The 25,472-nt window shown below is 69.8% G+C and carries 23 protein-coding genes; 16 read left to right on the plus strand and 7 right to left on the minus strand.

Going from position 1 to position 25,472, the window contains the following annotated elements:
- The first annotated feature begins 76 nt into the window (after positions 1-76).
- The gene (gene pheS, locus AC5Y31_RS06235) at positions 77-1,129 is read left to right on the plus strand and encodes a phenylalanine--tRNA ligase subunit alpha (RefSeq protein ID WP_499978897.1); all 1,053 of its coding nucleotides are present in this window, start codon (positions 77-79) and stop codon (positions 1,127-1,129) included.
- Positions 1,129-3,615: a phenylalanine--tRNA ligase subunit beta gene (gene pheT / locus AC5Y31_RS06240; RefSeq protein ID WP_065025484.1), complete on the plus strand. Its 2,487-nt coding sequence runs from the start codon at positions 1,129-1,131 to the stop codon at positions 3,613-3,615. The genes pheS and pheT overlap by 1 nt, the downstream gene beginning before the upstream one ends.
- Before the next feature lie 2 nt (positions 3,616-3,617).
- On the opposite strand, the gene AC5Y31_RS06245 is transcribed toward pheT, so the two are convergent.
- Both AC5Y31_RS06245 and AC5Y31_RS06250 read right to left on the minus strand, forming a co-directional pair.
- A complete protein-coding gene (locus AC5Y31_RS06245) occupies positions 3,618-3,935 on the minus strand; it encodes a type II toxin-antitoxin system PemK/MazF family toxin (protein ID WP_065025485.1) in 318 nt (105 codons plus the stop codon).
- Complete coding sequence (locus AC5Y31_RS06250) at positions 3,925-4,155, minus strand: hypothetical protein (protein ID WP_065025486.1); 231 nt, start codon at positions 4,153-4,155, stop codon at positions 3,925-3,927. The genes AC5Y31_RS06245 and AC5Y31_RS06250 overlap by 11 nt, the downstream gene beginning before the upstream one ends.
- 252 nt (positions 4,156-4,407) lie before the next feature.
- On the opposite strand from AC5Y31_RS06250, the gene AC5Y31_RS06255 reads away from it, so the two are divergent.
- On the plus strand, positions 4,408-5,853 hold the full coding sequence (locus AC5Y31_RS06255) for a dihydrolipoyl dehydrogenase family protein (protein WP_499978899.1): 1,446 nt from the start codon (positions 4,408-4,410) through the stop codon (positions 5,851-5,853).
- 13 nt (positions 5,854-5,866) lie between these two features.
- On the opposite strand, the gene AC5Y31_RS06260 is transcribed toward AC5Y31_RS06255, so the two are convergent.
- Positions 5,867-6,499, minus strand: coding sequence for a maleylpyruvate isomerase family mycothiol-dependent enzyme (locus AC5Y31_RS06260; protein ID WP_499978900.1), 633 nt, complete (start codon positions 6,497-6,499; stop codon positions 5,867-5,869).
- Positions 6,500-6,630: 131 nt separating this feature from the next.
- Here AC5Y31_RS06260 and argC point away from each other — a divergent pair, with 131 nt between their 5' ends.
- From argC to AC5Y31_RS06305, 9 genes are all read left to right on the plus strand, one after another.
- Positions 6,631-7,689: an N-acetyl-gamma-glutamyl-phosphate reductase gene (gene argC, locus AC5Y31_RS06265; RefSeq protein WP_301637068.1), complete on the plus strand. Its 1,059-nt coding sequence runs from the start codon at positions 6,631-6,633 to the stop codon at positions 7,687-7,689.
- A complete protein-coding gene (gene argJ, locus AC5Y31_RS06270; protein WP_065025490.1) occupies positions 7,686-8,888 on the plus strand; it encodes a bifunctional glutamate N-acetyltransferase/amino-acid acetyltransferase ArgJ in 1,203 nt (400 codons plus the stop codon). Before argC ends, argJ begins: the two co-directional genes overlap by 4 nt.
- Positions 8,885-9,760, plus strand: coding sequence for an acetylglutamate kinase (argB, locus tag AC5Y31_RS06275; RefSeq protein WP_499978902.1), 876 nt, complete (start codon positions 8,885-8,887; stop codon positions 9,758-9,760). Before argJ ends, argB begins: the two co-directional genes overlap by 4 nt.
- Positions 9,757-10,935 carry an acetylornithine transaminase gene (locus tag AC5Y31_RS06280; RefSeq protein ID WP_499978904.1) on the plus strand — a complete coding sequence of 393 codons (1,179 nt, stop codon included), beginning with the start codon at positions 9,757-9,759 and terminating at the stop codon, positions 10,933-10,935. The genes argB and AC5Y31_RS06280 overlap by 4 nt, the downstream gene beginning before the upstream one ends.
- Positions 10,932-11,858: an ornithine carbamoyltransferase gene (argF, locus tag AC5Y31_RS06285; RefSeq protein WP_499978907.1), complete on the plus strand. Its 927-nt coding sequence runs from the start codon at positions 10,932-10,934 to the stop codon at positions 11,856-11,858. The genes AC5Y31_RS06280 and argF overlap by 4 nt, the downstream gene beginning before the upstream one ends.
- A complete protein-coding gene (locus tag AC5Y31_RS06290; RefSeq protein ID WP_065025494.1) occupies positions 11,855-12,340 on the plus strand; it encodes an arginine repressor in 486 nt (161 codons plus the stop codon). Before argF ends, AC5Y31_RS06290 begins: the two co-directional genes overlap by 4 nt.
- A 27-nt stretch (positions 12,341-12,367) precedes the next feature.
- The gene (locus AC5Y31_RS06295; RefSeq protein WP_064855882.1) at positions 12,368-13,564 is read left to right on the plus strand and encodes an argininosuccinate synthase; all 1,197 of its coding nucleotides are present in this window, start codon (positions 12,368-12,370) and stop codon (positions 13,562-13,564) included.
- Positions 13,565-13,652: 88 nt separating this feature from the next.
- Positions 13,653-15,065, plus strand: coding sequence for an argininosuccinate lyase (gene argH / locus AC5Y31_RS06300; protein WP_499978913.1), 1,413 nt, complete (start codon positions 13,653-13,655; stop codon positions 15,063-15,065).
- Positions 15,050-15,775 (plus strand): M15 family metallopeptidase, encoded by a 726-nt coding sequence (locus tag AC5Y31_RS06305; RefSeq protein WP_499978916.1) that lies wholly within the window; start codon positions 15,050-15,052, stop codon positions 15,773-15,775. The genes argH and AC5Y31_RS06305 overlap by 16 nt, the downstream gene beginning before the upstream one ends.
- Positions 15,776-15,946: 171 nt before the next feature.
- On the opposite strand, the gene AC5Y31_RS06310 is transcribed toward AC5Y31_RS06305, so the two are convergent.
- Positions 15,947-17,725, minus strand: a complete 1,779-nt coding sequence (locus AC5Y31_RS06310) for an ABC-F family ATP-binding cassette domain-containing protein (RefSeq protein ID WP_499978919.1) — start codon at positions 17,723-17,725, stop codon at positions 15,947-15,949.
- 102 nt (positions 17,726-17,827) lie between these two features.
- Between AC5Y31_RS06310 and AC5Y31_RS06315 the strand changes: the two genes are divergently transcribed.
- Positions 17,828-20,824 carry an acyl-CoA synthetase gene (locus tag AC5Y31_RS06315; RefSeq protein ID WP_499978921.1) on the plus strand — a complete coding sequence of 999 codons (2,997 nt, stop codon included), beginning with the start codon at positions 17,828-17,830 and terminating at the stop codon, positions 20,822-20,824.
- A complete protein-coding gene (locus AC5Y31_RS06320; protein ID WP_064855878.1) occupies positions 20,821-21,054 on the plus strand; it encodes a Trm112 family protein in 234 nt (77 codons plus the stop codon). The genes AC5Y31_RS06315 and AC5Y31_RS06320 overlap by 4 nt, the downstream gene beginning before the upstream one ends.
- Here AC5Y31_RS06320 and AC5Y31_RS06325 read toward each other — a convergent pair.
- The 3 genes from AC5Y31_RS06325 to AC5Y31_RS06335 are packed head-to-tail and all read right to left on the minus strand — an operon-like array spanning position 21,020 to position 23,168.
- Positions 21,020-21,640, minus strand: coding sequence for a TetR/AcrR family transcriptional regulator (locus tag AC5Y31_RS06325; protein ID WP_499978925.1), 621 nt, complete (start codon positions 21,638-21,640; stop codon positions 21,020-21,022). The genes AC5Y31_RS06320 and AC5Y31_RS06325 overlap by 35 nt on opposite strands.
- Positions 21,640-22,470, minus strand: coding sequence for an ABC transporter permease (locus tag AC5Y31_RS06330; protein ID WP_499978928.1), 831 nt, complete (start codon positions 22,468-22,470; stop codon positions 21,640-21,642). Before AC5Y31_RS06330 ends, AC5Y31_RS06325 begins: the two co-directional genes overlap by 1 nt.
- Positions 22,404-23,168, minus strand: a complete 765-nt coding sequence (locus AC5Y31_RS06335; RefSeq protein ID WP_499978930.1) for an ABC transporter ATP-binding protein — start codon at positions 23,166-23,168, stop codon at positions 22,404-22,406. Before AC5Y31_RS06335 ends, AC5Y31_RS06330 begins: the two co-directional genes overlap by 67 nt.
- A 57-nt stretch (positions 23,169-23,225) precedes the next feature.
- On the opposite strand from AC5Y31_RS06335, the gene AC5Y31_RS06340 reads away from it, so the two are divergent.
- Together AC5Y31_RS06340 and tyrS are read left to right on the plus strand one after the other, a co-directional pair.
- Positions 23,226-23,837, plus strand: a complete 612-nt coding sequence (locus tag AC5Y31_RS06340; RefSeq protein ID WP_499978934.1) for a DNA-3-methyladenine glycosylase — start codon at positions 23,226-23,228, stop codon at positions 23,835-23,837.
- Between the two features lie 17 nt (positions 23,838-23,854).
- The gene (gene tyrS / locus AC5Y31_RS06345) at positions 23,855-25,126 is read left to right on the plus strand and encodes a tyrosine--tRNA ligase (protein ID WP_499978936.1); all 1,272 of its coding nucleotides are present in this window, start codon (positions 23,855-23,857) and stop codon (positions 25,124-25,126) included.
- The last annotated feature ends 346 nt before the right edge of the window (positions 25,127-25,472 follow it).

Genomic DNA, 25,472 nt, shown 5'->3' on the forward strand with positions numbered 1-25,472 from the left:
GCTTTCGCCGTCGTGTCGATAAGATCGACGCTTGCGTCTCAACCAAAGTCACAGCCAGTAGGGGGAGTCTCGTCGCGTGGGCGAACAACCGGTCGACCCGTCCGTCGTCTCCGACGCGACCCTGAATTCGGCGCTGCAGGCAGCGCAGAACGCCTTCGACGCCGCCGCCGACCTGGACGCACTGGCGCACGCCAAAACCGAGCATCTCGGTGACCGGGCGCCGCTGGCCCTGGCCCGCCAGGCGTTGGCCAAACTGGACAAGGCCGACCGCGCCGACGCTGGCAAGCGCGTCAACGCCGCCCGCACCGACGCCCAGCGCGCCTACGACGAGCGGCTGGCGGCCCTGCGCGCCGAACGCGACGCCGCCGTGTTGGCCGCCGAGAGCATCGACGTCACGCTGCCCTCGGCGCGCCGGCCCGTCGGCGCCCGCCACCCCATCACGATGCTGGCCGAACACGTCGCCGACACCTTCATCGCGATGGGCTGGGAAGTGGTCGAGGGCCCCGAGGTCGAAGCCGAGCACTTCAACTTCGACGCGCTGAACTTTCCCGTCGACCACCCGGCGCGCAGCGACCAGGACACCTTTCACATCGCCCCGGCCGGATCGCGCCAACTGCTGCGCACCCACACCTCCCCGGTGCAGATCCGCGCGCTGCTGGCCCGCGAACTGCCGGTCTACGTCGTCTCGATCGGGCGCACCTTCCGCACCGACGAGCTCGACGCCACCCACACCCCGGTGTTCCACCAAGTCGAGGGGCTCGCGGTGGATCGCGGCCTGACCATGGCGCACCTGCGCGGCACCCTGGACGCCTTCGCGCAATCCGAGTTCGGGCCGGCCGCCAAGACCCGCATCCGGCCGCACTTCTTCCCGTTCACCGAGCCGTCCGCCGAGGTCGACATCTGGTTCGAGGGCCGCAAGGGCGGCGCCGGCTGGGTCGAGTGGGGCGGCTGCGGGATGGTGCACCCCAACGTGCTGCGCGCCGTGGGCATCGACCCGGACGAATACTCCGGGTTCGCGTTCGGCATGGGATTGGAGCGAACCCTGCAGTTCCGCAACGGCATTCCCGACATGCGCGACATGGTCGAGGGCGACGTCCGGTTCTCCCTGCCGTTCGGGGCGGGTGCCTGATGCGCATTCCCTACAGCTGGCTGCGTGAAGCCTTGACTGCGGGCGCACCGGACTTCGACCTTTCCGCGCCCGAGATGGAGCAGGCCCTGCTGCGGGTCGGTCACGAGGTTGAAGGCGTGCACACCCTGGGCCCGGTCACCGGGCCGTTCAAGGTCGGCCGCGTCGTGGAGATCGAAGAACTCACCGAGTTCAAGAAGCCGATCCGGGCCTGCCGCGTCGACGTCGGCGAAGCCGAGCCGCGTGACATCGTTTGCGGCGCCACCAATTTCGTGGTCGGCGACCTGGTCGCGGTGGCACTGCCCGGCGCGGTGCTGCCCGGTGACTTCGCCATCGCCACCCGCAAGACCTACGGGCGCACCTCGGACGGGATGATCTGCTCGGCATCCGAAATACGGTTGAGCACCGACCATTCCGGCATCCTGGTGCTGCCCGAGGGCACCGCCGAGCCGGGCGCCGACGCCGCCGAGGTGCTCGGTCTCGACGATGTGGTGTTCGAGCTGGCCATCACCCCCGACCGGGGCTACTGCATGTCGGTGCGCGGCCTGGCACGCGATCTGGCCTGCGCGCTGGACATCGACTTCGCCGACCCTGCCGCGGTTCCGGCGCTGCCCGCCGAGGGTGAGGCGTGGCCGCTGAACGTGCAACCGGACACCGGGGTGCGCCGGTTCGCGCTGCGCCCGGTCACCGGTATCGACCCGGCGGCGGTATCGCCGTGGTGGCTGCAGCGGCGGCTGCTGCTCTGCGGCATCCGGGCGATCTCCCCGGCCGTCGATGCCACCAACTACGTGATGGTCGAACTCGGACACCCGATGCACGCCCACGACCGGGCGCGGATCACCGGCGGGTTCGGCGTGCGCTTCGCCCGGGACGGCGAGACCGTCACCACCCTTGATGACATCGAACGCAAGCTGGACCCGGCCGACGTGCTGATCGTCGACGATGTCGCCACCGCCGCCATCGGCGGCGTGATGGGCTCGGGCAGCACCGAAATGCGCGACGACTCCACCGACGTGCTGCTGGAGGCCGCGATCTGGGATCCCGCAGCGGTGTCGCGGACCGCGCGGCGGCTGCACCTGCCCAGCGAGGCGGCACGGCGCTACGAACGCTCCGTCGATCCGGCCATCTCGGTGGCCGTGCTGGATCGCTGCGCGGCGCTGCTGGCCGAGATCGCCGGGGGAGTCGTCGAACCCACCCTGACCGACTGGCGCGGCGACCCGCCCGTCGAGCACTGGAACCCGGCGCCGATCGAGATCACCGCCGACCTGCCGGATCGCACCGCCGGAGTGGACTATCCCGCCGGCACCACGGCGCGGCGGCTGACCCAGATCGGCTGCGCGGTAACGGATGACGGCGCCGTTATGACCGTCACCCCGCCCAGCTGGCGCCCGGATCTGCGCCAGCCCGCCGACCTGGTCGAAGAGGTGCTGCGCCTGGAGGGCCTGGAGTCCATCCCGTCGGTGCTGCCCGCCGCACCGGCCGGGCGCGGCCTGACCGACACCCAGCGGCGTCGCCGCGCGATCGGCAAGTCGCTGGCGCTGGCCGGCTACGTCGAGGTGCTGCCCACGCCGTTCCTGCCGGCCGGGGTGTTCGACACTTGGGGCCTGGCCGACGACGACCCGCGCCGCGCCACTGTCTCGGTGCTCAACCCGCTGGAGGCCGACCGTCCGCAACTGGCCAGCACGCTGCTGCCCGGCCTGCTCGAAGCATTGGGGCGCAACGTATCCCGCGGCATCGGCGACGTCGCCCTGTTCGCCATCGCCCAGGTGGTGCAGCGCGCTGGCGGCTCGACCGATCTGCCGGGCGTCGCAGTGGATCGTCGTCCCACCGACGCCGAGATCGCGGCCATCGACGACGCCCTGCCGCGTCAGCCGCAGCACATCGCGGTCGCGCTGACCGGTCTGGCCGAGCCGCGCGGGCCGTGGGGTCCGGGCCGGCCGGTGGAGGCCGCCGACGCCATCGAGGCCGCCCGCACCATCGCCCGCGCCAGCGGCGTGGAGGTCACGCTGCGGGCTGGGGCGTACCTGCCGTGGCATCCGGGTCGCTGCGCCGAGGTGCTGATCGGTGAGACCGTGATCGGTCACGCCGGCCAGCTGCATCCGGCCGTCATCGAACGCGCCGGGCTGCCCAAGGCCACCTGCGCGGTCGAGTTGAACCTGGATGCCATTCCGATTGCGCAGTCGCTGCCCGCGCCGCGGGTCTCGCCGTTCCCAGCGGTGTTCCAGGACGTCGCGCTGGTGGTCGATGAGAAGGTGACGGCGGCGTCGGTGGCCGATGCGGTGCGCGACGGCGCCGGCGAGCTGCTGGAGAACATCGCCCTGTTCGACGTCTACACCGGCCCGCAGGTCGCCGACGGCCGCAAGTCGCTGGCGTTCGCGCTGCGCTTCCGGGCCACCGATCGCACCCTGACCGAGGACGAGGCCAGCGCGGCTCGCGATGCGGCGGTGGCGTGTGCGGCCGAGCGCGTCGGCGCGGTCCTGCGTGCTTAATCTCAGTCCAGCGCCAGCACCGCTCGGAGCGCGGTGTCGACGTCCTGCAGCTCGCTTGTGCTCAACCGCCCGACAAACTCGCCGAGCCGCTGCTGTGGGTCGATCACGGTGAGTTGTTCGACGAGGACGCGCGTTGTGCCGCTGCCGATCTCGATCTCTGGGCGGAACGAGGCTGCGCGGCGGCCGGTCGACGTTGGCGCGACGATCCACGTCGATAGCGGGAGATCGTCGGATTGCACCACGACCGCGTAACGCGACCCCGACTGCTCATGGCCGCGCGCATCCTTGGGTGCCCGTAAGCGATAGACGTCACCACGCACGGAGGTCGTCCATCTCTGCCGCCAGTTCGCGCGAAGCGGCGACATCGTCGGGGTCGTTGCGCAGTTCGTCGGCTTCGGCGCGCATGCGTTCCCGGCGGCGGGCGCGTTCGGCATCCAGGATTGCCGCGCGGGCTGCTTCTGATCGCGAGCGTCCCTCGCTGGTCAGCGCAGCCAATGCCCGCTCCACCTCGCTATCAGTGCGGATCGTTAATGTTCCCATGGTGCGGATTGTAGTCGGTTCTGCACGGGGATAAGGGCTACAATCTGTATCTCTGCACGTCAGATGAGGCTGGCGTTCCCGGAACAAATCGCGCACGCGAACTGTGGCGCCCCCCGGCCGTCCATGCTGGGATAGACCCCGAACGCGACGGCCGACGCCACGGCGGCCACGTTCTGCTCGAATCCGCACTGGCGGGCTTCGCCGCGTCGACTCGCAGCTTGCTCGCCAGTCCCTCCGAAAGGATTCGCCGCGATGACCGAAACCTACGACGTCGTCGTACTCGGGGCCGGACCGGTCGGCGAGAACGTCGCCGACCGCGCCCGGGCCGCCGGACTGACTGTGGCCATCGTCGAGCGCGAACTCGTCGGCGGCGAATGTTCCTACTGGGCCTGCGTTCCCAGCAAGGCACTGCTGCGACCGGTGCTCGCGCTCGATGACGCCCGCCGGGTGTCCGGCGCACGCGAAGCGGTCAACGGCGCCCTCGACGCCGGCGAGACATTCCGCCGTCGCGATCGGTATGTGAGCCATTGGGACGACGCCGGCCAGGCGGACTGGGTGGCCGGCATCGGCGCGACGCTGGTGCGCGGCCACGGGCGCCTGGCCGGGCCACGACGGGTGGCGGTCACCACGCCCGGCGGCGAGGTCATGACGCTGAGCGCCCGGCATGCCGTCGTGATCTGCACCGGCACCCGCGCGGCGCTTCCGGACCTTCCCGGCATGGCCGAGGCTCGGCCGTGGACCAACCGTGAAGCCACCGACTCCAGTTCGGTACCGGGTCGCCTCGCCGTCGTCGGGGGCGGGGGAGTGGGCGCCGAAATGGCCACCGCCTGGCAGGGTTTGGGTGCCTCGGTGACGATGTTGGTTCGCGGGTCGGGACTGCTGCCGCGGATGGAGTCCTTCGTCGGCGAATACGTGGCTCGCGGGCTCACCGAGGCGGGAGTGGAGCTGCGGACCGGTGTTTCGGTCGCCCGGCTCCGTCGCCCCGACGCCGACGGCCCGGTGCGGCTCGAATTGACCGACGGCAGCGAGCTCGAAGTCGACGAGGTGCTGTTCGCCACGGGTCGCGCGCCCCTGACCGACGACATCGGTCTAGAAACCGTCGGCCTGACGCCCGGCGACTGGCTCGACGTCGATGACACCTGCCGGGTGAGCGCGGTGAGAGACGGCTGGCTGTACGCGTGCGGCGATGCCAATCACCGGGCTCTGCTGACCCACGAAGGCAAGTACCAGGCCCGCATCGCCGGTGACGCCATCGGCGCCCGGGCGGCCGGCAAGCCGTTGGACACCGCCCCCTGGGGCGCACATGCCGCCACCGCCGACCAGCACGCCGTCCCGCAGGTGTTCTTCACCGACCCCGAAGCCGCCGCGGTCGGGCTCTCCGCCGAGCAGGCGCAACAGGCCGGGCATGGGGTACGGGCTGTCGACGTCGAGATCGGCGAGGCGGTGATGGGCGCCAAACTGCACGCCGACGGCTACACCGGGCGAGCCCGGATGGTGGTCGACACCGATGAGCAGTACCTCCTCGGCGTCACGTTCGTCGGCCCCGGCGTCGCCGAATTACTGCACTCCGCAACCATCGCCGTCGCCGGCCGGGTGCCGATCAGCCGGCTCTGGCATGCCGTGCCGTGCTTCCCGACAATCAGCGAAGTCTGGTTGCGGCTGCTGGAGGCCTACCGCGATGCGGGCCCCGGTAGCTAACCGACCCCAGCAGTCAGCCGTTTCGCAGTGACTCTGCGGCTTCGCCGCTGAGGTGGGGCAGCGCGGCCGAGTCGCGCCCGGTTGCCAGCATGAGTAGCGCCGACACCGGCCCTTCGATGAGCGGACCGGAGCCCTCCGTCCAAGCGGTGTCCACCGCGCGCAACCGGAAGGGCGCCAACCGGGTAGCCGCGTAGAAGGGGAATCGCGGGTTCCAGACCCGTTCGAGCGCCACTTGCGCAGCATCCGTGGGCATCTCGCGCTGCAGGCCGAGTGGCACCGCGATGTCCTGGCCGTGCACCAGCAGATCCATCAGTCGATCCATCGGGGTGGTGCTGACGGCGGTGAAGCGTGAGCCGATGGTGCTGCGTAACTCGGCGAGCAGCTCATGGTCGTCGGTCTTGGCGGCGTGTCGAGTCGCGGTATCGAGCATCATGCGGTCGACGCTGCCGCGAGCCCGCAGCAGACTTACCAGGATTCGGCCGACGTGGGCGTGGGCCGAGATGGCCAGATGGGCGACCACATCTCGGACCTGCCACCCCTGGCACAGGCTGGCGTGACTCCACTGCGGTGCTGTGAGGTGTTCCAACAGCTCCACCAGGCTGCGCCGCTCGACGTCGACGGCTCGCCAGATGTCTTCAGTGTTCACGGTGTCCCCTTCGTCTGAATGCCTACGTTAGGTACTCCGGTGGGTTCGCGTTGCAAGGTACCGTGGCGGCTGACATAACCCGCGTCCGCTCGCGCAGCCCATATAATGAATTTGCGTCTGCGCGCATAATCATGCAGAATCACGCAGTGACCAAAGCGATCAAGGTAGCGGTGGCCGGTGCCAGCGGGTACGCCGGCGGTGAGATCCTGCGACTGCTGCTGGGGCACCCCGCCTATGCCGACGGCCGGATGACCATCGGGGCGCTGACCGCCGCCGGCAACGCCGGCAGCACCATGGGCGAGCAGCACCCCAACCTGATGCCGCTGGCCGACCGGGTGCTCCAGCCGACCGAGATCGATGTCCTGGCCGGCCACGACGTGGTGTTTCTCGGCCTGCCGCACGGACATTCGGCCATGCTGGCCGAACAGCTCGACGACGACACCCTGGTGGTGGACTGCGGCGCGGACTTTCGGCTGGGCGACCCGACCGATTGGGAACGCTTCTACGGCTCCGCGCACGCCGGGACCTGGCCCTACGGGCTGCCCGAGCTGCCCGGGGTACGCGAGCAGCTCAAGGACGCCCGGCGGATCGCGGTGCCGGGCTGCTACCCGACCGCGGCGCTGCTGGCGCTGTTTCCGGCCGTCGCCGCCGGCCTGGTCGAATCCGACGTCACGGTGGTCGCGGTCAGCGGCACCTCCGGTGCCGGCAAGGCCGCCAAGGTCGACCTGCTCGGCTCGGAGGTGATCGGTTCGGCGCGCGCCTACAACATCGGCGGCGCCCATCGGCACACCCCGGAGATCGGCCAGGGCCTTCGGGCGGTCACCCACCGCGATGTCACCGTCTCCTTCATCCCGGTGCTGATTCCGGCCTCTCGGGGGATCCTGGCCACCTGCACGGCCAAAACCACCACGCCGCTGCCGAAGCTGCGCGCCGCCTACGAAAAGGCCTACCAGGCGGAGCCGTTCGTGCATCTGCTTCCCGAGGGCCAGCTGCCTAAGACGGGCTCGGTGATCGGCAGCAACGCCGCTCACCTGGCGATCGCCGTGGACGAAGACGCCTCGACGTTCATCGCGATCTCCGCGATCGACAACCTGGTCAAGGGCACCGGCGGCGCCGCGGTACAGGCGATGAACCTGGCGCTGGGCTGGCCGGAGGCCGAAGGGCTGTCCGTGGTCGGGGTGGCGCCGTGACCGAGACGCGGCTGCTGCGCGAGCAGGGTGTTACCGCGCCGGCGGGTTTCCGGGCCGCCGGAATCGCCGCCGGTATCAAGGCTTCCGGGTCGCCGGACCTCGCGCTGGTGTTCAACGAGGGGCCGGACTACAGCGCCGCTGGGGTTTTCACTCGCAACCAGGTCAAGGCGGCGCCGGTGCTGTGGAGCCAACAAGTGCTCACCGGCGGCCGGCTGCGGGCGGTGATCCTCAACTCCGGCGGCGCCAATGCCTGCACCGGTCCCGGTGGTTTCCAAGACACCCACACCACCGCCGAAGCCGTCGCCGCCGCGCTGAGCGATTGGGGCACCGACACCGGGGCAGCCGAGGTGGCGGTCTGCTCCACCGGGCTGATCGGCGACCGGCTGCCGATGGACAAGCTGCTGGCCGGGGTCACCGAAGTGGTGCACGAGATGGCCGGGGGACTGGTCGGCGGCGATGAAGCCGCCCGGGCGATCATGACCACCGACACCGTGCCCAAACAGGTTGCGCTGCACCACAAGAACAACTGGACCCTGGGTGGGATGGCCAAAGGCGCCGGCATGCTGGCCCCCTCGCTGGCCACCATGCTGGTGGTGCTGACCACCGACGCAAAGGCCGACGCGGCCGCACTCGACACCGCGCTGCGCCGGGCCGCCGCCCTGACCTTCGACCGCCTCGACATCGACGGCAGCTGCTCCACCAACGACACGGTGCTGCTGCTGGCGTCGGGCGCCAGCGAGATCACGCCCAGCCAGGACGATCTCGACGCCGCGGTGCTGGCCGCCTGCGATGACCTGTGCGCTCAACTGCAGGCCGACGCCGAAGGCGTCACCAAGAAGGTCACGATCACCGTCACCGGTGCCGGCGGCGACGACGAGGCGCTGGTTGCCGCCCGGTGCATCGCCCGCGACAGCCTGGTCAAGACCGCACTGTTCGGCTCCGACCCGAACTGGGGCCGGGTGCTGGCAGCGGTGGGAATGGTGCCGTTCGCGATCGACCCGAACCGGATCACGGTGTCCTTCAACGGCTCCCCGGTGTTCAGCGAGGGCATGCCGATGCCCGGTGCCCGCGAGGTCGACCTGTCCGGCGCGGACGTCGACGTCACCGTCGAGCTGAACCAGGGCACCGGGCACGCCAGCGTGCGCACCACCGACCTATCCCACGCCTACGTCGAAGAGAACTCCGCGTATAGCTCATGAGCGAACTGACCACACACGACAAGGCCCAGGTGCTGGCCGAAGCGCTGCCCTGGCTCCAGCAGCTGCACGGCAAAATCGTCGTCGTCAAATACGGCGGCAACGCCATGACCGACGACACCCTCAAGCACGCCTTCGCCGCGGACATGGCCTTCCTGCTCAACTGCGGCATCCAGCCGGTGGTGGTGCACGGCGGCGGCCCGCAGATCAGCGCCATGCTCAAGCGGCTCGGCATCGAAGGCGACTTCAAAGGCGGATTCCGGGTCACCACACCGGAAGTGCTCGACGTGGCGCGCATGGTGCTGTTCGGTCAGGTGGGCCGGGAACTCGTCGGGCTGATCAACGCCCACGGGCCCTACGCCGTCGGCATCACCGGTGAGGACGCCGCGCTGTTCACCGCGGTGCGGCGCAGTGTCACCGTCGACGGGGTCGCCACCGACATCGGATTGGTCGGCGACGTCGACCAGGTCAACACCGCTGCGGTGCTGGATCTGATTGCCGCGGGCCGGATTCCGGTGGTCTCCACGCTGGCGCCCGACGCCGACGGCGTGGTGCACAACATCAACGCCGACACCGCCGCGGCCGCCCTGGCTGAAGCTCTGCGGGCCGAGAAACTGCTGGTGCTCACCGACGTCGAAGGCCTCTACACCGACTGGCCCGACACCGATTCGCTGATCAGCGAGATCGACACCACCACGTTGGAGCAGCTGCTGCCCAAGCTGGAATCCGGGATGATTCCCAAAGTCGAAGCCTGCCTGCGTGCCGTTCGCGGTGGGGTGCCCAGCGCCCACATCATCGACGGCCGGGTCGAACACTGCGTACTGGTCGAGTTGTTCACCCACGCCGGCACCGGAACCAAGGTGGTGAACCCATGACAGGCCTGCAGGATCGCTGGTCTGCGGTGATGATGAACAACTACGGCACGCCGCCGCTGGCGCTGGTCAGCGGTGACGGCGCGGTGGTCACCGACGAATCCGGAAAGAGCTACCTCGACCTGCTCGGCGGCATCGCGGTCAACGTGCTCGGCCACCGGCACCCGGCGGTGATCGAGGCCGTCACCAGCCAGCTGAACACCCTGGGGCACGCCTCGAATCTGTATGCCACCGAACCGGGTATTGCGCTGGCCGAAGCGCTGACCGACCACTTGGGGGCGCCCGCACGGGTCTTCTTCTGCAACTCCGGCGCCGAGGCCAACGAGGCCGCCTTCAAGATCAGCCGGCTCACCGGGAAGACGAGGATCGTTGCCGCCCAAGGAGGATTCCACGGCCGGACCATGGGATCACTGGCGTTGACCGGCCAGCCTGACAAGCGGGCCCCGTTCGAGCCGCTGCCGGGCGAGATCACCTTCGTGCCCTACGGGGACACCAAAGCGCTTGCCGACGCCGTCGATGCGACCACCGCGGCGGTCTTCCTGGAACCGATCATGGGCGAGGGCGGCGTCGTCGTCCCGCCGGCCGGCTACCTGGCCGAGGCCCGCGGCATCACCGCCGCCCATGGGGCGCTGCTGGTGTTCGATGAGGTGCAGACCGGCGTCGGGCGCACCGGGGCGTTCTATGCCCACCAGCACGACGGCATTACCCCCGACATCGTCACGCTGGCCAAGGGCCTCGGCGGTGGCCTGCCGATCGGCGCCTGCCTGGCCGTCGGCGCCGCCGGTGACCTGTTGACCCCGGGCGCCCACGGCAGCACCTTCGGCGGCAACCCGATCTGCACCGCGGCCGCGCTGGGAGTGCTGCGGGCGCTAGCCGACGGGGATCTGATCGCCCGGGCCGGGATGCTCGGCAAGTCACTGAGCCACGGCATCGAGGAACTGCACCATCCGCTGGTCGACCACGTCCGCGGCAAGGGCCTGCTGCAGGGCGTGGTGCTGACCGCACCGGCGGCCAAAGCCGTTGAGGCCGCGGCCCGCGACGCCGGGTTCCTGGTCAACGCCGCCGCACCGGGCGTGGTGCGGCTGGCCCCGCCCCTGATCATCACCGAAGAGCAGGTTGACGGTTTCCTCACCGTGCTGCCGGCGGTGCTCGACACCGCCCAGGAGGCCGGGCAATGATCCGCCACTTCCTGCGCGACGACGACGTCAGCCCGGTCGAGCAGGCCGAAATCCTGTCCTTGGCAGCCGAACTGAAAGCGCAGCCGTTCAGCCGGCGGCCGCTGGAGGGGCCGCGCGGGGTCGCGGTGATCTTCGACAAGAACTCCACCCGCACCCGGTTCTCGTTCGAGATCGGTATCGCCCAACTGGGCGGGCACGCCGTCGTCGTCGACGGCCGGTCCACCCAGCTGGGCCGCGACGAAACCCTGGAGGACACCGGGCGGGTGTTGTCGCGCTACGTCGATGCCATCGTGTGGCGCACCTTCGCCCAGGAGCGGCTGACCGCAATGGCCGGCACGGCAGCCGTCCCGATCGTCAACGCGCTCTCCGACGAGTTCCACCCCTGCCAGGTGCTGGCCGATCTGCAGACCATCGCCGAACGCAAGGGTGCCCTCAAAGGCCTGACGCTGACCTATCTCGGTGACGGGGCCAACAACATGGCGCACTCACTGATGCTCGGCGGCGTCACCGCCGGACTGCACGTCACCGTCGCCGCACCGGACGGCTTCACACCTGATCCCGCCGTCGTCGCCGCCGCGGAGCAGCGCGCCGCCGACACCGGCGCCTCGGTCACCGTCACCACCGATGCGGCCCAGGCGGCTCGCGGCGCCGATGTGTTGGTCACCGACACCTGGACCTCGATGGGCCAAGAAGACGACGGATTGGACCGGGTCGCGCCGTTTCGGCCCTACCAGATCAACGACGAACTCGTCGCGCTCGCTGATTCGGAAGTCACTGTGCTGCACTGCCTTCCGGCGCACCGCGGCGACGAGATCACCGACGCGGTAATCGACGGGCCGCGCAGCGCGGTGTGGGACGAGGCCGAGAACCGGCTGCACGCGCAGAAGGCGCTGTTGGTGTGGTTGCTGGAACGGTCGCGATGAGCCGGCCGGACAGCTCCGTCACGCGGGTGGGCCGTCAAGCCCGCATCCGGGAGCTGCTGTCCGCCGAAGCGGTGCGCAGCCAGACCGAGCTGGCCGCGCTGCTGGCCGCCGACGGAATCGAGGTCACCCAGGCCACGCTGTCGCGGGACCTGGAGGAACTCGGCGCGGTGAAGCTGCGGGGCCCCGATGGAGGAGCCGGCGGGTACGTCATCCCCGAGGACGGCAACCCGATGCGACTGTCCGGCGGCACCGACCGGCTGTGCCGGCTGCTGGGGGAGCTGCTGGTGTCCACCGACGCCACCGGAAACCTCGCGGTGCTGCGCACCCCGCCCGGCGCGGCGGACTACCTGGCCAGCGCCCTGGACCGGGCCGCGCTACCGTACGTCGTCGGCACCATCGCCGGGGATGACACCATCTTCGTGGCAGCGCGCGAGCCGATGACCGGCGCCGAACTCGCCGCCACCCTCAAAGACCTGCAGTAGATACAGCACGAAGCAAGGAGAATCTCGATGTCCGAACGCGTCATCCTGGCGTATTCCGGCGGCCTGGACACCTCGGTGGCGATCAGCTGGATCGGCAAGGAGACCGGCCGCGAGGTCGTCGCCGTCGCCATCGACCTCGGCCAGGGCGGCGAGGACATGGAACTGGTGCGCCAGCGGGCCCTGGACTGCGGTGCCGTCGAAGCCGTCGTGGTCGACGCCCGCGACGAGTTCGCCGAGGGCTACTGCCTGCCCACCATTCAGTCCAACGCGCTCTACATGGACCGCTACCCGCTGGTCTCGGCGATCAGCCGGCCGCTGATCGTCAAGCACTTGGTGGCCGCGGCCCGTGAACACGGCGGCGGCACCGTCGCGCACGGCTGCACCGGCAAGGGCAACGATCAGGTCCGCTTCGAGGTCGGATTCGCCTCGCTGGCACCGGATCTCAAGGTGCTGGCCCCGGTCCGCGACTACGCCTGGACCCGGGAGAAGGCGATCGCGTTCGCCGAGGAGAACGACATCCCGATCAACGTCACCAAGCGCTCGCCGTTCTCCATCGACCAGAACGTGTGGGGCCGGGCGGTGGAGACCGGGTTCCTCGAGCACCTGTGGAATGCGCCGACCAAGGACGTCTACGACTACACCGAGGACCCGACGGTCAACTGGAACACCCCCGACGAGGTGATCGTCGGTTTCGAGCGCGGGGTCCCGGTCTCGATCGACGGCAAGCCGGTGTCGGTGCTGGAGGCCATCGTGGAGCTCAACCGGCGCGCCGGCGCCCAGGGCGTGGGCCGCCTGGACGTGGTCGAGGACCGGCTGGTGGGCATCAAGAGCCGCGAGATCTACGAGGCGCCCGGTGCCATGGTGCTGATCACGGCGCACACCGAGCTCGAGCACGTCACCCTGGAGCGCGAGCTGGGCCGGTTCAAGCGGCACACTGACCAGAAGTGGGCCGAGCTGGTGTATGACGGCCTGTGGTACTCGCCGCTGAAGTCGGCCCTGGAGTCGTTTGTGGCGCACACCCAGCAGCACGTGTCCGGTGAGGTGCGGCTGGTGCTGCACGGTGGGCACATCGCGGTGAACGGCCGGCGCAGCGCGGAGTCGCTGTACGACTTCAACCTGGCCACCTACGACGAGGGCGACACCTTCGACCAGACCGCCGCGCGTGGGTTCGTCGAGATCCACGGGCTGAGCTCGAAGATCTCTGCCCGCCGGGACCTGGGCTGACATTTTTGACCGCGAGCAGACGCGAAAGCCCCCTCAGAGGAGCGGATTTAAGGGCTTTCGCGTCTTCTCGCCGGAGAAAGGTGACCGCATGAGCACCAACGAGGGATCCCTGTGGGGTGGGCGGTTCGCCGAAGGCCCGTCGGACGCACTGGCCGCGCTGAGCAAATCCACCCACTTCGACTGGGTGCTGGCCCCCTACGACGTCGCCGCGTCCAAGGCGCACGCGAAGGTGCTGCACGACGCCGGGCTGCTCAGCGACGAACAACGCGACGGTCTGCTCGCCGGTCTGGACAACCTCGGCGCTGACGTCGCCGACGGCAGCTTCGGCCCGCTGGTCACCGACGAGGACGTGCACGGCGCGCTGGAACGCGGCCTGATCGACCGGGTCGGCGCCGAGCTGGGCGGCCGGCTGCGCGCCGGGCGGTCACGAAACGACCAGGTGGCCACGCTGTTTCGGATGTGGCTGCGCGACGCGGTCCGGCGGGTGGCCGCCGGGGTGCTCGACGTGGTCGACGCGCTCGCGCACCAGGCCGCCGCTCACCCGAGCGCGATCATGCCGGGCAAGACGCACCTGCAGTCCGCCCAGCCGGTGCTGCTGGCGCACCACCTGCTCGCTCACGCCCACCCGCTGCTGCGCGACGTGGACCGCATCATCGACTTCGATGCCCGCGCGGCGGTCTCGCCGTATGGATCGGGGGCGCTGGCCGGTTCGTCGCTGGGTCTGAACCCGGATGCCATCGCCGCCGAGCTCGGCTTCACCGCCGCCGCGGACAACTCGATCGATGCCACCGCCGCACGCGACTTCGCCGCCGAGGGCGCGTTCGTGTTCGCGATGATCGCCGTCGACCTGTCCCGGCTGGCCGAAGACATCATCCTCTGGAGCTCAACGGAATTCGGCTACGCGGTGCTGCACGACTCCTGGTCGACCGGCAGCTCGATCATGCCGCAGAAGAAGAACCCCGACATCGCCGAGCTGGCCCGCGGCAAGTCCGGCCGGTTGATCGGCAACCTCACCGGCCTGTTGGCGACGCTGAAAGCCCAGCCGTTGGCCTACAACCGGGACCTGCAAGAGGACAAGGAGCCGGTGTTCGACTCGGCGGCCCAGCTGGAACTGCTGCTGCCGGCGATGGCCGGGCTGGTCGGTACCCTGCGCTTCGACACCGAGCGGATGGCCGAGCTGGCGCCGGCCGGCTACACCCTGGCCACCGACATCGCCGAATGGCTGGTGCGGCAAGGCGTTCCGTTCCGGGTCGCACACGAGGCGGCGGGCGCTGCGGTCAAGGCCGCCGAGCAGCGCGGCGTCGGCCTCGACGAACTCACCGATGCCGAACTGGCCGCCATCAGTTCTGAGCTGACCCCGCAGGTGCGCGAGGTGCTCACCGTCGAAGGTTCGGTGGCCTCCCGCGACGCCCGCGGTGGCACCGCACCGGCGCGGGTCGCCGACCAGCTGACCGCTCTCACCGAACGCACTGCGCGGCAGCGGCAATGGGTCGACGGCTGAGTCCTCCGGCCGGGCCGAGCACCGGCCGCCGAAGTATCCGGCTGCTGTCGGCGATCGCGGTGTGCGGACTGCTGCCGCAGTGCACCGGTGCGCCTTCGCCGGCCGAGTCGGCCGCCCCGCCCGCGCCGCCCCCGCCGTCCAGCACGGCGCCACCGGCACCCGCGGCCGTCACCGCCGTCACGGCCGCCGAGCTCGGCGCCACCTGGCGCCCCGGTTGCCCGGTCACCCCGGCGCAACTGCGGCGCGTCACCGTGACTCACCTCGGCTTCGACGCGAATGCGCACCGCGGCGAGCTGATCGTGCACCAGGAACTGGTTCCGCAGGTCATCGCCATATTCGAGCGGCTGTACCGGCTGAACTTCCCGATCGAGAAGATGCGGTCGGTCACGAACTACCGCGGCGGCGACGATGAATTGTCGATGGAGGACAACAACACCTCGGCCTTCAACTGCCGGCGCGTTCCGGGTTCGGGCAACTGGGCACAGCACGCCTACGGCCGGGCTATCGACATCAACCCGCTGCTGAACCCCTCGGTCGACCGCGGCAGATTCGAGCCCAAGAACGCCAAGGTCTACCTGGACCGCCACCGGATCGAGCCTGGTCTGCTGCACCCCGGGGACCCGGCGGTGCGCGTCTTCACCGACGCCGGCTGGCGCTGGGGCGGCAACTGGAAATCGCCGGTGGACTACCAGCATTTCGAGCGGCGCTGACGAGACGGTAGTCACGGCTGCCACATCAGCGGGGTAGTGCGATGGCGGAAAACGATGGCGCCGGCGATATCACGGCCGCAGGCGCGCCGCGTGATAGCGCAGGCGCTATCCGATTCGGCAACACCCACATGCTTTCCCCACGGTGCTGCCGGGACCGCTGTGACGCCAGTGCTATTCGATGATCTCCGACAGCTCCAGCCAACGGCCCTCTTGCTCGGCCACCTCGTCCTCCAACGCCCGCAGCTGCCGGGTGAGCTCGGCCAAGCCCACGTGATCGGACTGGTCGAAAGCGGCCAGCTCGTGATGCTTGGCCTCGATCTGTTCGGCCAGCCGCGCCAACCGGCGCTCGACGGCGGTCAGATCCTTCTGTGCGGCACGCAATTCCGCTCCCGACAGCGCCCCCGAATCAGTGGCGGCGGGCGCGGACGGCGAGACCGGTGCGCGCCGCGCCGAGGCGGCCAGCCGCAGATATTCGTCGACACCGCCGGGCAGATGCCGCAGCCGGCCGTCCAGGATCGCGTACTGCTGATCGGTGACCCGCTCGAGCAGGTATCGGTCGTGGGAGACCACGATCAGCGTGCCCGGCCAGGAGTCCAGCAGGTCCTCGGTGGCGGTCAGCATGTCGGTGTCGACGTCGTTGGTCGGCTCGTCGAGCACCAGCACATTCGGCTCGGCCAGCAGCGTGAGCATCAACTGCAGCCGGCGGCGCTGCCCGCCGGAGAGCTCACCCACCCGCGCCGACAGCTGTGCGCGGCCGAACCCGAGCCGCTCCAGCAGCTGCGCCGGTGTCATCTCGCGGCCGTCGACCTGATAGTCGTTGCGCAGCCGGCCCAGCACATCGGCCACCCGGTCCTCGGCGAGCGACTCCAACTCCCCGGATTGCTGATCGAGCATGCCCAATCGCACCGTCTTGCCGCGCTTGACCCGGCCGGTGTCGGGCGTCACGGTGCCGGCGATCAACCCGAGCAGGGTGGACTTCCCGGCGCCGTTGGCCCCGACGATCCCGGTGCGCTCACCGGGACCGATCCGCCACTCGATGTCGCGCAGCACCTCCCGGCCGTCGAACGAGACCGAGACGTCGAGCAGGTCGATGACGTCCTTGCCCAGCCGCGCCGTCGCCAGCTTCATCAGCTCGACCGTGTCGCGCAGCGGGGGCACATCGGCGATCAGCGCGTTGGCCGCCTCGATGCGGAACTTGGGCTTGGAGGTACGGGCCGGGGCACCCCGGCGCAGCCACGCCAGCTCCTTGCGTAACACGTTCTGCCGCTTGGCTTCGCTGGCCGCGGCCATCCGGTCGCGCTCCACCCGCTGCAGGACGTAGGCCGCGTAGCCGCCCTGGAAGGGCTCGACGATGCGGTCGTGCACCTCCCACGTGGTGGTGGCCACTTCGTCGAGGAACCAGCGGTCGTGGGTGACCACCAGCAGGCCGCCGGTGTTGCGGGCCCAACACTGCTGCAGGTGGCCCGCCAGCCAAGTGATCCCTTCCACATCGAGGTGGTTGGTGGGCTCGTCGAGGGCGATCACGTCCCATTCGCCGATCAGCAGCGCGGCCAGTTGCACCCGCCGGCGCTGCCCGCCGGAGAGCCCGGCGACAGGTGCGTCCCACGCGATGTCGGAGACCAGGCCGTCGACCACATCACGAATCCGCGGGCTGGACGCCCACTCGTGGTCGGCCTGGTCGCCGACCAAACTCGCCCCGAGGGTCCGGTCGGGGTCGAGGGTGTCGGCCTGGTCCAGCAAACCGACCCGCAGGCCGGTGCGGCGGGTGACCCGGCCGGAGTCCGGCGTCATGGCACCGGCAAGCAGCCGCAGCAGAGAGGATTTGCCGTCGCCGTTGCGGCCCACGATGCCGATGCGGGCGCCGTCGTTCACCCCGAGGGTGACTGAGTCGAGCACCACACCGGTGGGGTACTGCAGATGAAGGGCCTCGGCTCCGAGCAGGTGTGCCACTGCCAGAACGCTACTGCCTGCGGCTGAACGAGCCGGGTCGACCGCGCTGATGTGCCAGAATGTGCACGTCATTGACGATCAGGCGCGAGGTAGGGGAGCAGCGTGGATCTGAACCTGTCGGCCATCACCCGGCCGGTCGAGTGGCTGATGGCCACCGCGCAAAACGGCCTGGAGGTGCTGCGCTGGGGCGGCCTGGAGACCGGCACCGTGCCCTCGCCGTTCCAGATCGTCGAGAGCACACCGATGTACAAGCTGCGGCGCTACTTTCCGCCTGACAATCGGCCCGGCCAGCCGCGGCCCGGGCCGCCGGTGCTGCTGGTGCACCCGATGATGATGTCGGCGAACATGTGGGACGTCACCCGTGAGGAGGGAGCGGTCGGCATTCTGCACGCCGCCGGGGTGGATCCGTGGGTGATCGACTTCGGCTCGCCCGACGAGGTCGAGGGCGGCATGCGCCGCAATCTGGCCGACCACATCGTCGGCCTGAGCCAGGCGATCGACACCATGGCCGAGACGACCGGACGTGACGTGCACCTGGCCGGCTACTCCCAGGGCGGCATGTTCGCCTACCAGGCCGGCGCCTACCGGCATTCGAAGAGCATCGCCAGCATCATCGCGTTCGGCTCCCCGGTGGACACCCTGGCCGCGCTGCCGATGGGTGTGCCGCCGAATATCGCCTCGGGGGTGGCGGCCTTCATGGCCGACCACGTCTTCAACCGGCTGGACATCTCCGGTTGGCAGGCGCGGATCGGTTTCCAGATGATGGACCCGCTCAAGACCGCCAAGGCCCGGATGGACTTTCTGCGCCAGCTGCACGACCGGGAGGCATTGCTGCCGCGCGAGGCGCAGCGGCGGTTCCTGGAGTCCGAGGGCTGGATCGCGTGGTCGGGTCCGGCGATCTCGGAGCTGCTCAAGCAGTTCATCGCGCACAACCGGATGATGACCGGCGGCTTCGCGATCAACGGGCAACTGGTGACGCTGACCGACATCACCTGCCCGGTACTGGCGTTCGTCGGCGAGGTCGACGACATCGGCCAACCGGTCGCGGTCCGTGGTATCCGCCGCGCCGCTCCCAACGCGAAGGTCTTCGAATACCTGTTGCGGGCTGGGCATTTCGGTCTGGTGGTGGGATCCAAGGCCGCCGAACTGACCTGGCCGACGGTCGCCGACTGGGTGCTGTGGCAAGAAGGTCAGGGCCCGCAGCCCCCAGGCGTGGCGCTGATGGCCGACCAGACCTCCGAGCACACCAAGGGCGGCGTCGCGATGACGTCGCGGATAGCGCACGGGCTGGGGGAGGCCGGCGGTGTCGCGCTCACCCTGGCGCGTGGTGCCGCCGACGCCGTGGTGGCGGCGCAGAAATCGATGCGCACCATGGCGGTCGAGACCGCGCGCACCCTGCCCCGGCTGGCCCGGCTCGGACAGATCAATGACCACACCCGAATCTCGTTGGGCCGCATCATCGATGAGCAGGCGGACGACTCCCCGGACGGCGAGTTCCTGCTATTCGACGGGCGGGTGCACACCTATGAAGCGGTCAACAAACGTATCGACAACGTCGTTCGCGGGCTGATCGATGTCGGTGTGCGCCAAGGTGTCCACGTCGGCGTCCTGATGGACACCCGGCCCAGCGCCATGGTCGCGATCGCGGCGTTGTCCCGACTGGGTGCGGTCGCGGTGCTGATGCCACCGGACGGGGACCTGGCCGCGGCCGCACGCCTGGGCGGCACTTCCGAGATCATCACCGACCCGGGCAATCTCGACCTGGCGTTGGCGGCAGCCCGCGAATTGGATTGCCAACTGCTGGTACTCGGTGGCGGCGAGACGCGCGACCTGGATCTGCCCGCTGACGCTGAAGGCGTCATCGACATGGAACAGATCGATCCCGATGCCGTCGAGCTGCCCGGCTGGTACCGGCCCAACCCGGGATTCGCCCGCGATCTGGCGTTCGTCGCCATCGGCACGGTGGCCGGCGAGCTGGTGGCCAAACAGATCACCAACTACCGCTGGGCGCTCTCGGCGTTCGGCACCGCCTCGACGGCCGCGCTCGGCCCCAACGACACGCTGTACTGCCTGACCCCGCTGCACCACGAGTCCGGGCTGCTGGTCAGTCTCGGCGGCGCGGTGGTGGGCGGGGCGCGCATCGCGCTGTCACGCGGCCTGAACCCGGACCGGTTCGTCGCCGAGGTCCGCCAGTACGGGGTCAGCGTGGTGTCCTACACCTGGGCGATGCTGCGCGAAGTCATCGACGACCCGAACTTCGTGCTGCAGGGCAACCACCCGGTGCGGCTGTTCATCGGCTCCGGTATGCCGGTCGGCCTGTGGAACCGGGTCACCGAGGCGTTCGCGCCGGCCCACGTGGTCGAGTTCTTCGCCACCACCGACGGGCAGGCGGTGCTGGCCAACGTCTCCGGCGCCAAGGTCGGCAGCAAGGGTCGCCCGCTGCCCGGCGCGGTGGAAGTCGAGCTGGCCGCCTACGACCCCGAGCACGACCTGATCCTGGAAGACGATCGCGGCTTCGTGCGCGTCGCCGAGACCGACGAAGTCGGGGTGCTGCTGGCCAAACCGCGCGGCCCGATCGACCCGTCGGCCTCGGTCAAGCGCGGGGTGTTCGCGCCGGCCGACACCTGGATCTCCACCGAATACCTGTTCCGGCGGGACGCCGACGGCGATTACTGGCTGGCGGGCGGGCGCGGTTCGAGTATCCACACCGCACGCGGGACGGCCTATCCGGTGGTGATCACCGACGCGCTGGGCACCGTCAACGGCATCGATCTGGGGGTGACCTACCGGGTGTCGCCCGGCTCGCCGGGCGCGGCGGAACTCGTCGTGTCGGCGGTGACGGTACGGCCGGGAGCGACGATCACCGCCGCGGACCTCAGTGAGGCGGTGGCCGAGATCCCCGTCGGGGTCGGACCCGACATCATCCACGTCGTGCCGGACCTGCCGCTGAGCGCTGTCTACCGCCCGACGCCGGGTGCGCTGCGCGAGGCCGGGCTGCCCAAGGCCGGACGTAACGCCTGGTACTTCGATACCGCCGGCCAGCAGTTCAAGCGGCTGACCGCCGCGGTGCGCGCCGAACTGGCCGGGAGTCACCCGTGATCGACGCCGCCCTGTTGGCCATCCTGGTCTGCCCGGCCGACCGCGGTCCGCTGCTGCTGGTGCAGCGTTCCGGCGGCTCCGGTGACCGGGCGCTGTATAACCCGCGGCTGCGCCGCGCCTACCGCATCGAGGACGACATCCCGGTGCTGTTGGCCGACGAGGCGACCACGGTCGACGACGACGAGCATGCCCGTCTCATCGCCCAGGCTCCGCCGGCAGATCCCCGGTGAGATAACGCTGCAGGGTCGGGGCGATGATCGCCACGATCTGCTCGGCGGACAGTGAGGCCAGCGGTTCCAGACCGATGATGTAGCGGGCGACCACGATGCCCATCAGTTGGCTCGCGGCGAATTCGGCGCGCAGCACGCCGGTCCCGGCCGGTTCGTCGATGCGGTGGGCCAGTTCTGCGACCACGATGTCACGGAAGAACGAACGGGCCAGCGGCACTTCGGTTCCGGTCAGCATCGAGCGCAACGCCGCGATCAGTCCGGTGCCGGTCTGTGAATCCCACAGTGGCAGCAGCAGCTCCGGCATGGTGCGGCCGAGCTGCTCGACGGGGGTTTCCCGCAGCGGCCCCAGCACGACCATCGGATCGATGGGCAGCTCGGTGGCGGCGGCGAACAGCTGCTGTTTGGTGCCGAAGTAGTGGTGCACCAGCGCGGCGTCGACACCCGCATCGGCGGCTACCGAGCGGATCGAGGTGTGCGTGAATCCATTGCGGGCGAACAGCTCCCGTGCCGACGCCAGAATCCGGTCCCGGGTACCGGAGGCGCCGGCGGGGCGCCCCGGCTTTCGGTTGCTCATCTCGGCGGACATTACCCCGTCCGCCGTCGCAGCGTCACGGCCGCCAAACACAGCGCGGCGACCGCGAACGCCAGCACGATGACGATGTCGCGCACCGCGACCCCGGTCAGCTCCGGATGGGTGCCCACCTGCTGAAGTGCCTCTAGGGCATAGCTGGCCGGTAGCGCGTTGCTGATCCACTGCAGCCACTCGGGCATCGCCGCCCGCGGCACGATGATCCCGGCCAGCAGCAGCTGCGGCACCATGACCAGCGGAATGAACTGCACGGCTTGGAATTCGGTGCGGGCGAAGGCACTGCACAGCAGACCCAGCCCGACGCCGAGCACCGCGTTGACGATCGCGATGACGAATACCCACGCCGGACTGCCCAGGGTCTCGAAGCCCAGCAACCAGAACGCGACCACGCACGCCAGGCTGGCTTGGACGGCCGCCGCGATCGAGAACGCCGTCCCGTAGGCGGCCAGCAGGTCGAGCCGGCGCAGCGGTGTGGTCAAGATGCGTTCCAATGTTCCCGACGCGCGTTCGCGCTGCATGGTGATCGCGGTGATGACGAACATCAGGAACAGCGGGAACAGTCCCAGCAGGATCAGGCAGGCGGTGTTGAACGGCGACGGCGTGCCCGGCGGGTGGGCAACCTCGGCGAACATGAAATAGATCAGCGTGATCACCAGGCTGGGTAGCAGCAGCACCATCGCGACACTGCGGTGATCGCCGGCCAGTTGGCGCAGGATCCGCTGCGTGGTCGCCAGGAACGGCCGCAGCTGCAGCGTGCCGGTCAGCCGGTTCGGGGCGCGGTGGTGCGCCGGATGACGGACAGGAACGCTTCCTCCATCGACGTACATCCGGTCTCCTCTCGCAGTCGTCTCGGTGAGGTGCGCGCCAGCAGCGCGCCTTCGCGCATGAGCAGCAGATCGCCGCAATGGTCGGCCTCGTCCATCACGTGGCTGGATACCAGCAGCGTGGTGCCCCGCCGGGCCAGCGCCGCGAACTGCTGCCAGAGCTCCGCGCGCAGCACCGGGTCCAGGCCGATCGTCGGCTCGTCGAGCACCAGCAGGTCCGGCCGGCCCACCAGCGCGCAGGCCAACGAGACCCGGGCGCGCTGACCGCCGGAGAGCTTGGCGCAGTAGTCGCCGCGGTGGCGTCGCAGATCCACCGAGTCGACCGCCTCGTCAGCGGCTTGGGTGTCGACCCCGGCCAACGCCGCGAAGTACCGCACGTTGTCGATCACCCGCAGGTCGTCGTAGATGGTCGGCTCCTGGGGCATGTAGCCGACCCGGTGCCGCAGCGGGGCCGAGCCGGCCGGGCTGCCCAGCACCTCGACGCGCCCGCCGGTGATGACCTGGGTGCCGACGATGCAGCGCATCAGGGTGGTTTTTCCGCAGCCCGACGGCCCGAGCAGGCCGGTGATCGCGCCGGGAGCGAGCCGCAACGACACATCGTGCAGCACCGGCCGCTTGCCGCGGACCACCCGCAGGTGCTCGATGTCGACGGCCGCGGCGGTGAGCGAGCCGGATAATTCATCACCCGATGAAATCATCATGTGATGAATATTCTGCCGGTTGCGGCGCGTTGTCAAGCATCCGGCACAATCTCCGGCGTGAGTGCTGACCGGCTTGCGGTGGATCCGCTCGCGGCCGCCCGCCTGCTGCTCGGCGCCACCCTCGACGCCCGCGGGGTGCGCGCGACGATCGTCGAGGTGGAGGCCTACGGCGGTGTGCCGGACGGGCCCTGGCCGGATCCGGCGGCGCATTCCTATCGCGGGCCCACTGGGCGCAACACGGTGATGTTCGGCCCGCCCGGCCGGCTGTACACCTACCGCAGCTACGGCATGCACGTCTGCGCCAACGTGGCCTGCGGCCCGGACGGGACGGCCGCCGCGGTGCTGCTGCGGGCCGCGGTCGTCGAAGAAGGATGCGCGGTGGCGCGGTCCCGTCGCGGTGAAGCGGTGCCGAGCACCGGCATGGCCCGCGGCCCGGGAAACCTCTGCTCGGCTCTGGGAATCACCATGGAGGACAACGGAATCGACCTGTTCGACGCGCGCAGCCCGGTGCGGCTGATGCTGGGTGCGCAGCTGGCCGCCCAGGCCGGACCCCGAGTCGGAGTCAGCCAGGCCGCAGACCGGCCGTGGCGGTTTTGGGTGCCCGGCCGCCCCGAAGTATCGGCCTACCGACGCAGCCCGCGGGCACCGGCGCCCGGCGCCAGCGACTGATCCGGGAAAATCGACCCATGCCGACGACGATTCTCGACGAGCTGAGCTGGCGCGGGCTGATCGCCCAATCCACCGACCTGGACGCGCTGAGCGCCGCAGTGACGGCCGGGCCGATCACCGTCTATGCCGGATTCGACCCGACCGCGCCCAGCCTGCACGCCGGAAACCTGGTGCCGTTGCTGGCGCTGCGCCGCTTCCAGCGCGCCGGGCACCGGCCGATCGTGCTGGCCGGCGGGGCCACCGGTCTGATCGGCGATCCGCGCGAAACGGGCGAACGCACCCTCAGCACCGCCGACACGGTCGCCGAGTGGTCCGAGCGGATCCGCGGGCAGTTGGAGCGGTTCGTCGATTTCGACGACAGTCCCACCGGTGCGGTCGTGGTCAACAACCTGGACTGGACCGCCTCGCTGTCCGCGCTGGAGTTCCTGCGTGATGTCGGCAAGCACTTCTCGGTCAACGTGATGCTGGACCGCGACACCATCCGGCGCCGGCTGGATTCCGAAGGGATCTCCTACACCGAGTTCAGCTACATGCTGTTGCAGGCCAACGACTACGTGCAGCTGCATCAGCGGCACGGCTGCGCGCTGCAGATCGGCGGCTCCGACCAGTGGGGCAACATCATCGCCGGCGTCCGGCTGGTGCGCCAGAAGCTGGGCGCGACGGTGCACGCGCTGACCGTCCCGCTGGTGACCGCCGCCGACGGCACCAAATTCGGCAAGTCCACCGGGGGCGGCAGCCTGTGGCTGGATCCGGAGATGACCAGCCCCTATGCCTGGTACCAGTATTTCTTCAACACCGCCGATGCCGACGTGATCCGCTACCTGCGCTGGTTCACCTTCTTATCCGCCGACGAGCTGGGGGAGCTGGAGCAGGCGACGGCCGAGCGCCCGCACGAGCGGGCCGCCCAGCGCCGGCTGGCCCGCGAGTTCACCACCCTGGTGCACGGTGCGGCGGCCACCGAGGCCGTCGAGCTGGCCAGCCAGGCGCTGTTCGGCCGGGGCGAGCTGACCCGGCTGGACGAATCGACCCTGACCGCGGCCCTGCAGGAGACCTCGGTGGCCCAGCTGGAGCCCGGTGCCGCCGACGGGATCGTGGACCTGCTGGTCGCCACCGGACTGTCGGCGAGTCGGGGCGCGGCCCGCCGCACGATCGGCGAGGGAGGCGTCTCGGTGAACAACGTCCGCGTCGACACCGAGGAATGGACGCCGCAGCCCGACGACTTCCTGCATGGCCGGTGGCTGGTGCTGCGCCGCGGCAAGCGCAACGTCGCCGGAGTCCAGCGGGTCTAGCGGGGGCTTTGCGGGGAGCTCTGCGCGCGGGAAGTTGATCTTGAAGTGGCCGAGATATCGCTTCTAGCAGCGGATTTGACTCCCAGTTTCACCTCGCGTAACTTAGTCCACGTCGCAGCGACCAGGCCAGACCCGGTCAGCGCGACAAGCCCGCGGGAACCGCAGAGATCGCAAAGCGATTCCGGGGGCGTTTCACTTGTCCGCACTGCCAATGCGCGGCTTTTAGCCGCGGGTTGACTGCGCGTCCGAGTGGGGCGTGTTGTTTGAGAACTCAATAGTGTGTTTGGTGGTTTTTGTTTGTTGTTGTTTTGCCACATCCTTGGCGCCCCGTGTTGGGGGTGTGGTG

The sequence above is a fragment of the Mycobacterium sp. NGS18 genome (genome assembly GCF_059813185.1).

What these genes read in the sequence shown, in the direction of transcription:
- pheT (WP_065025484.1), top strand. Translation starts at nt 1,129, where the DNA reads ATGCGCATTCCCTACAGCTGGCTGCGTGAAGCCTTGACTGCGGGCGCA.
- AC5Y31_RS06250 (WP_065025486.1), bottom strand. Translation starts at nt 4,155, where the DNA reads ATGGGAACATTAACGATCCGCACTGATAGCGAGGTGGAGCGGGCATTG.
- AC5Y31_RS06255 (WP_499978899.1), top strand. Translation starts at nt 4,408, where the DNA reads ATGACCGAAACCTACGACGTCGTCGTACTCGGGGCCGGACCGGTCGGC.
- argC (WP_301637068.1), top strand. Translation starts at nt 6,631, where the DNA reads ATGCAGAATCACGCAGTGACCAAAGCGATCAAGGTAGCGGTGGCCGGT.
- argB (WP_499978902.1), top strand. Translation starts at nt 8,885, where the DNA reads ATGAGCGAACTGACCACACACGACAAGGCCCAGGTGCTGGCCGAAGCG.
- AC5Y31_RS06280 (WP_499978904.1), top strand. Translation starts at nt 9,757, where the DNA reads ATGACAGGCCTGCAGGATCGCTGGTCTGCGGTGATGATGAACAACTAC.
- argF (WP_499978907.1), top strand. Translation starts at nt 10,932, where the DNA reads ATGATCCGCCACTTCCTGCGCGACGACGACGTCAGCCCGGTCGAGCAG.
- AC5Y31_RS06290 (WP_065025494.1), top strand. Translation starts at nt 11,855, where the DNA reads ATGAGCCGGCCGGACAGCTCCGTCACGCGGGTGGGCCGTCAAGCCCGC.
- AC5Y31_RS06295 (WP_064855882.1), top strand. Translation starts at nt 12,368, where the DNA reads ATGTCCGAACGCGTCATCCTGGCGTATTCCGGCGGCCTGGACACCTCG.
- argH (WP_499978913.1), top strand. Translation starts at nt 13,653, where the DNA reads ATGAGCACCAACGAGGGATCCCTGTGGGGTGGGCGGTTCGCCGAAGGC.
- AC5Y31_RS06305 (WP_499978916.1), top strand. Translation starts at nt 15,050, where the DNA reads ATGGGTCGACGGCTGAGTCCTCCGGCCGGGCCGAGCACCGGCCGCCGA.
- AC5Y31_RS06325 (WP_499978925.1), bottom strand. Translation starts at nt 21,640, where the DNA reads ATGTCCGCCGAGATGAGCAACCGAAAGCCGGGGCGCCCCGCCGGCGCC.
- AC5Y31_RS06330 (WP_499978928.1), bottom strand. Translation starts at nt 22,470, where the DNA reads ATGTACGTCGATGGAGGAAGCGTTCCTGTCCGTCATCCGGCGCACCAC.
- AC5Y31_RS06335 (WP_499978930.1), bottom strand. Translation starts at nt 23,168, where the DNA reads ATGATGATTTCATCGGGTGATGAATTATCCGGCTCGCTCACCGCCGCG.
- tyrS (WP_499978936.1), top strand. Translation starts at nt 23,855, where the DNA reads ATGCCGACGACGATTCTCGACGAGCTGAGCTGGCGCGGGCTGATCGCC.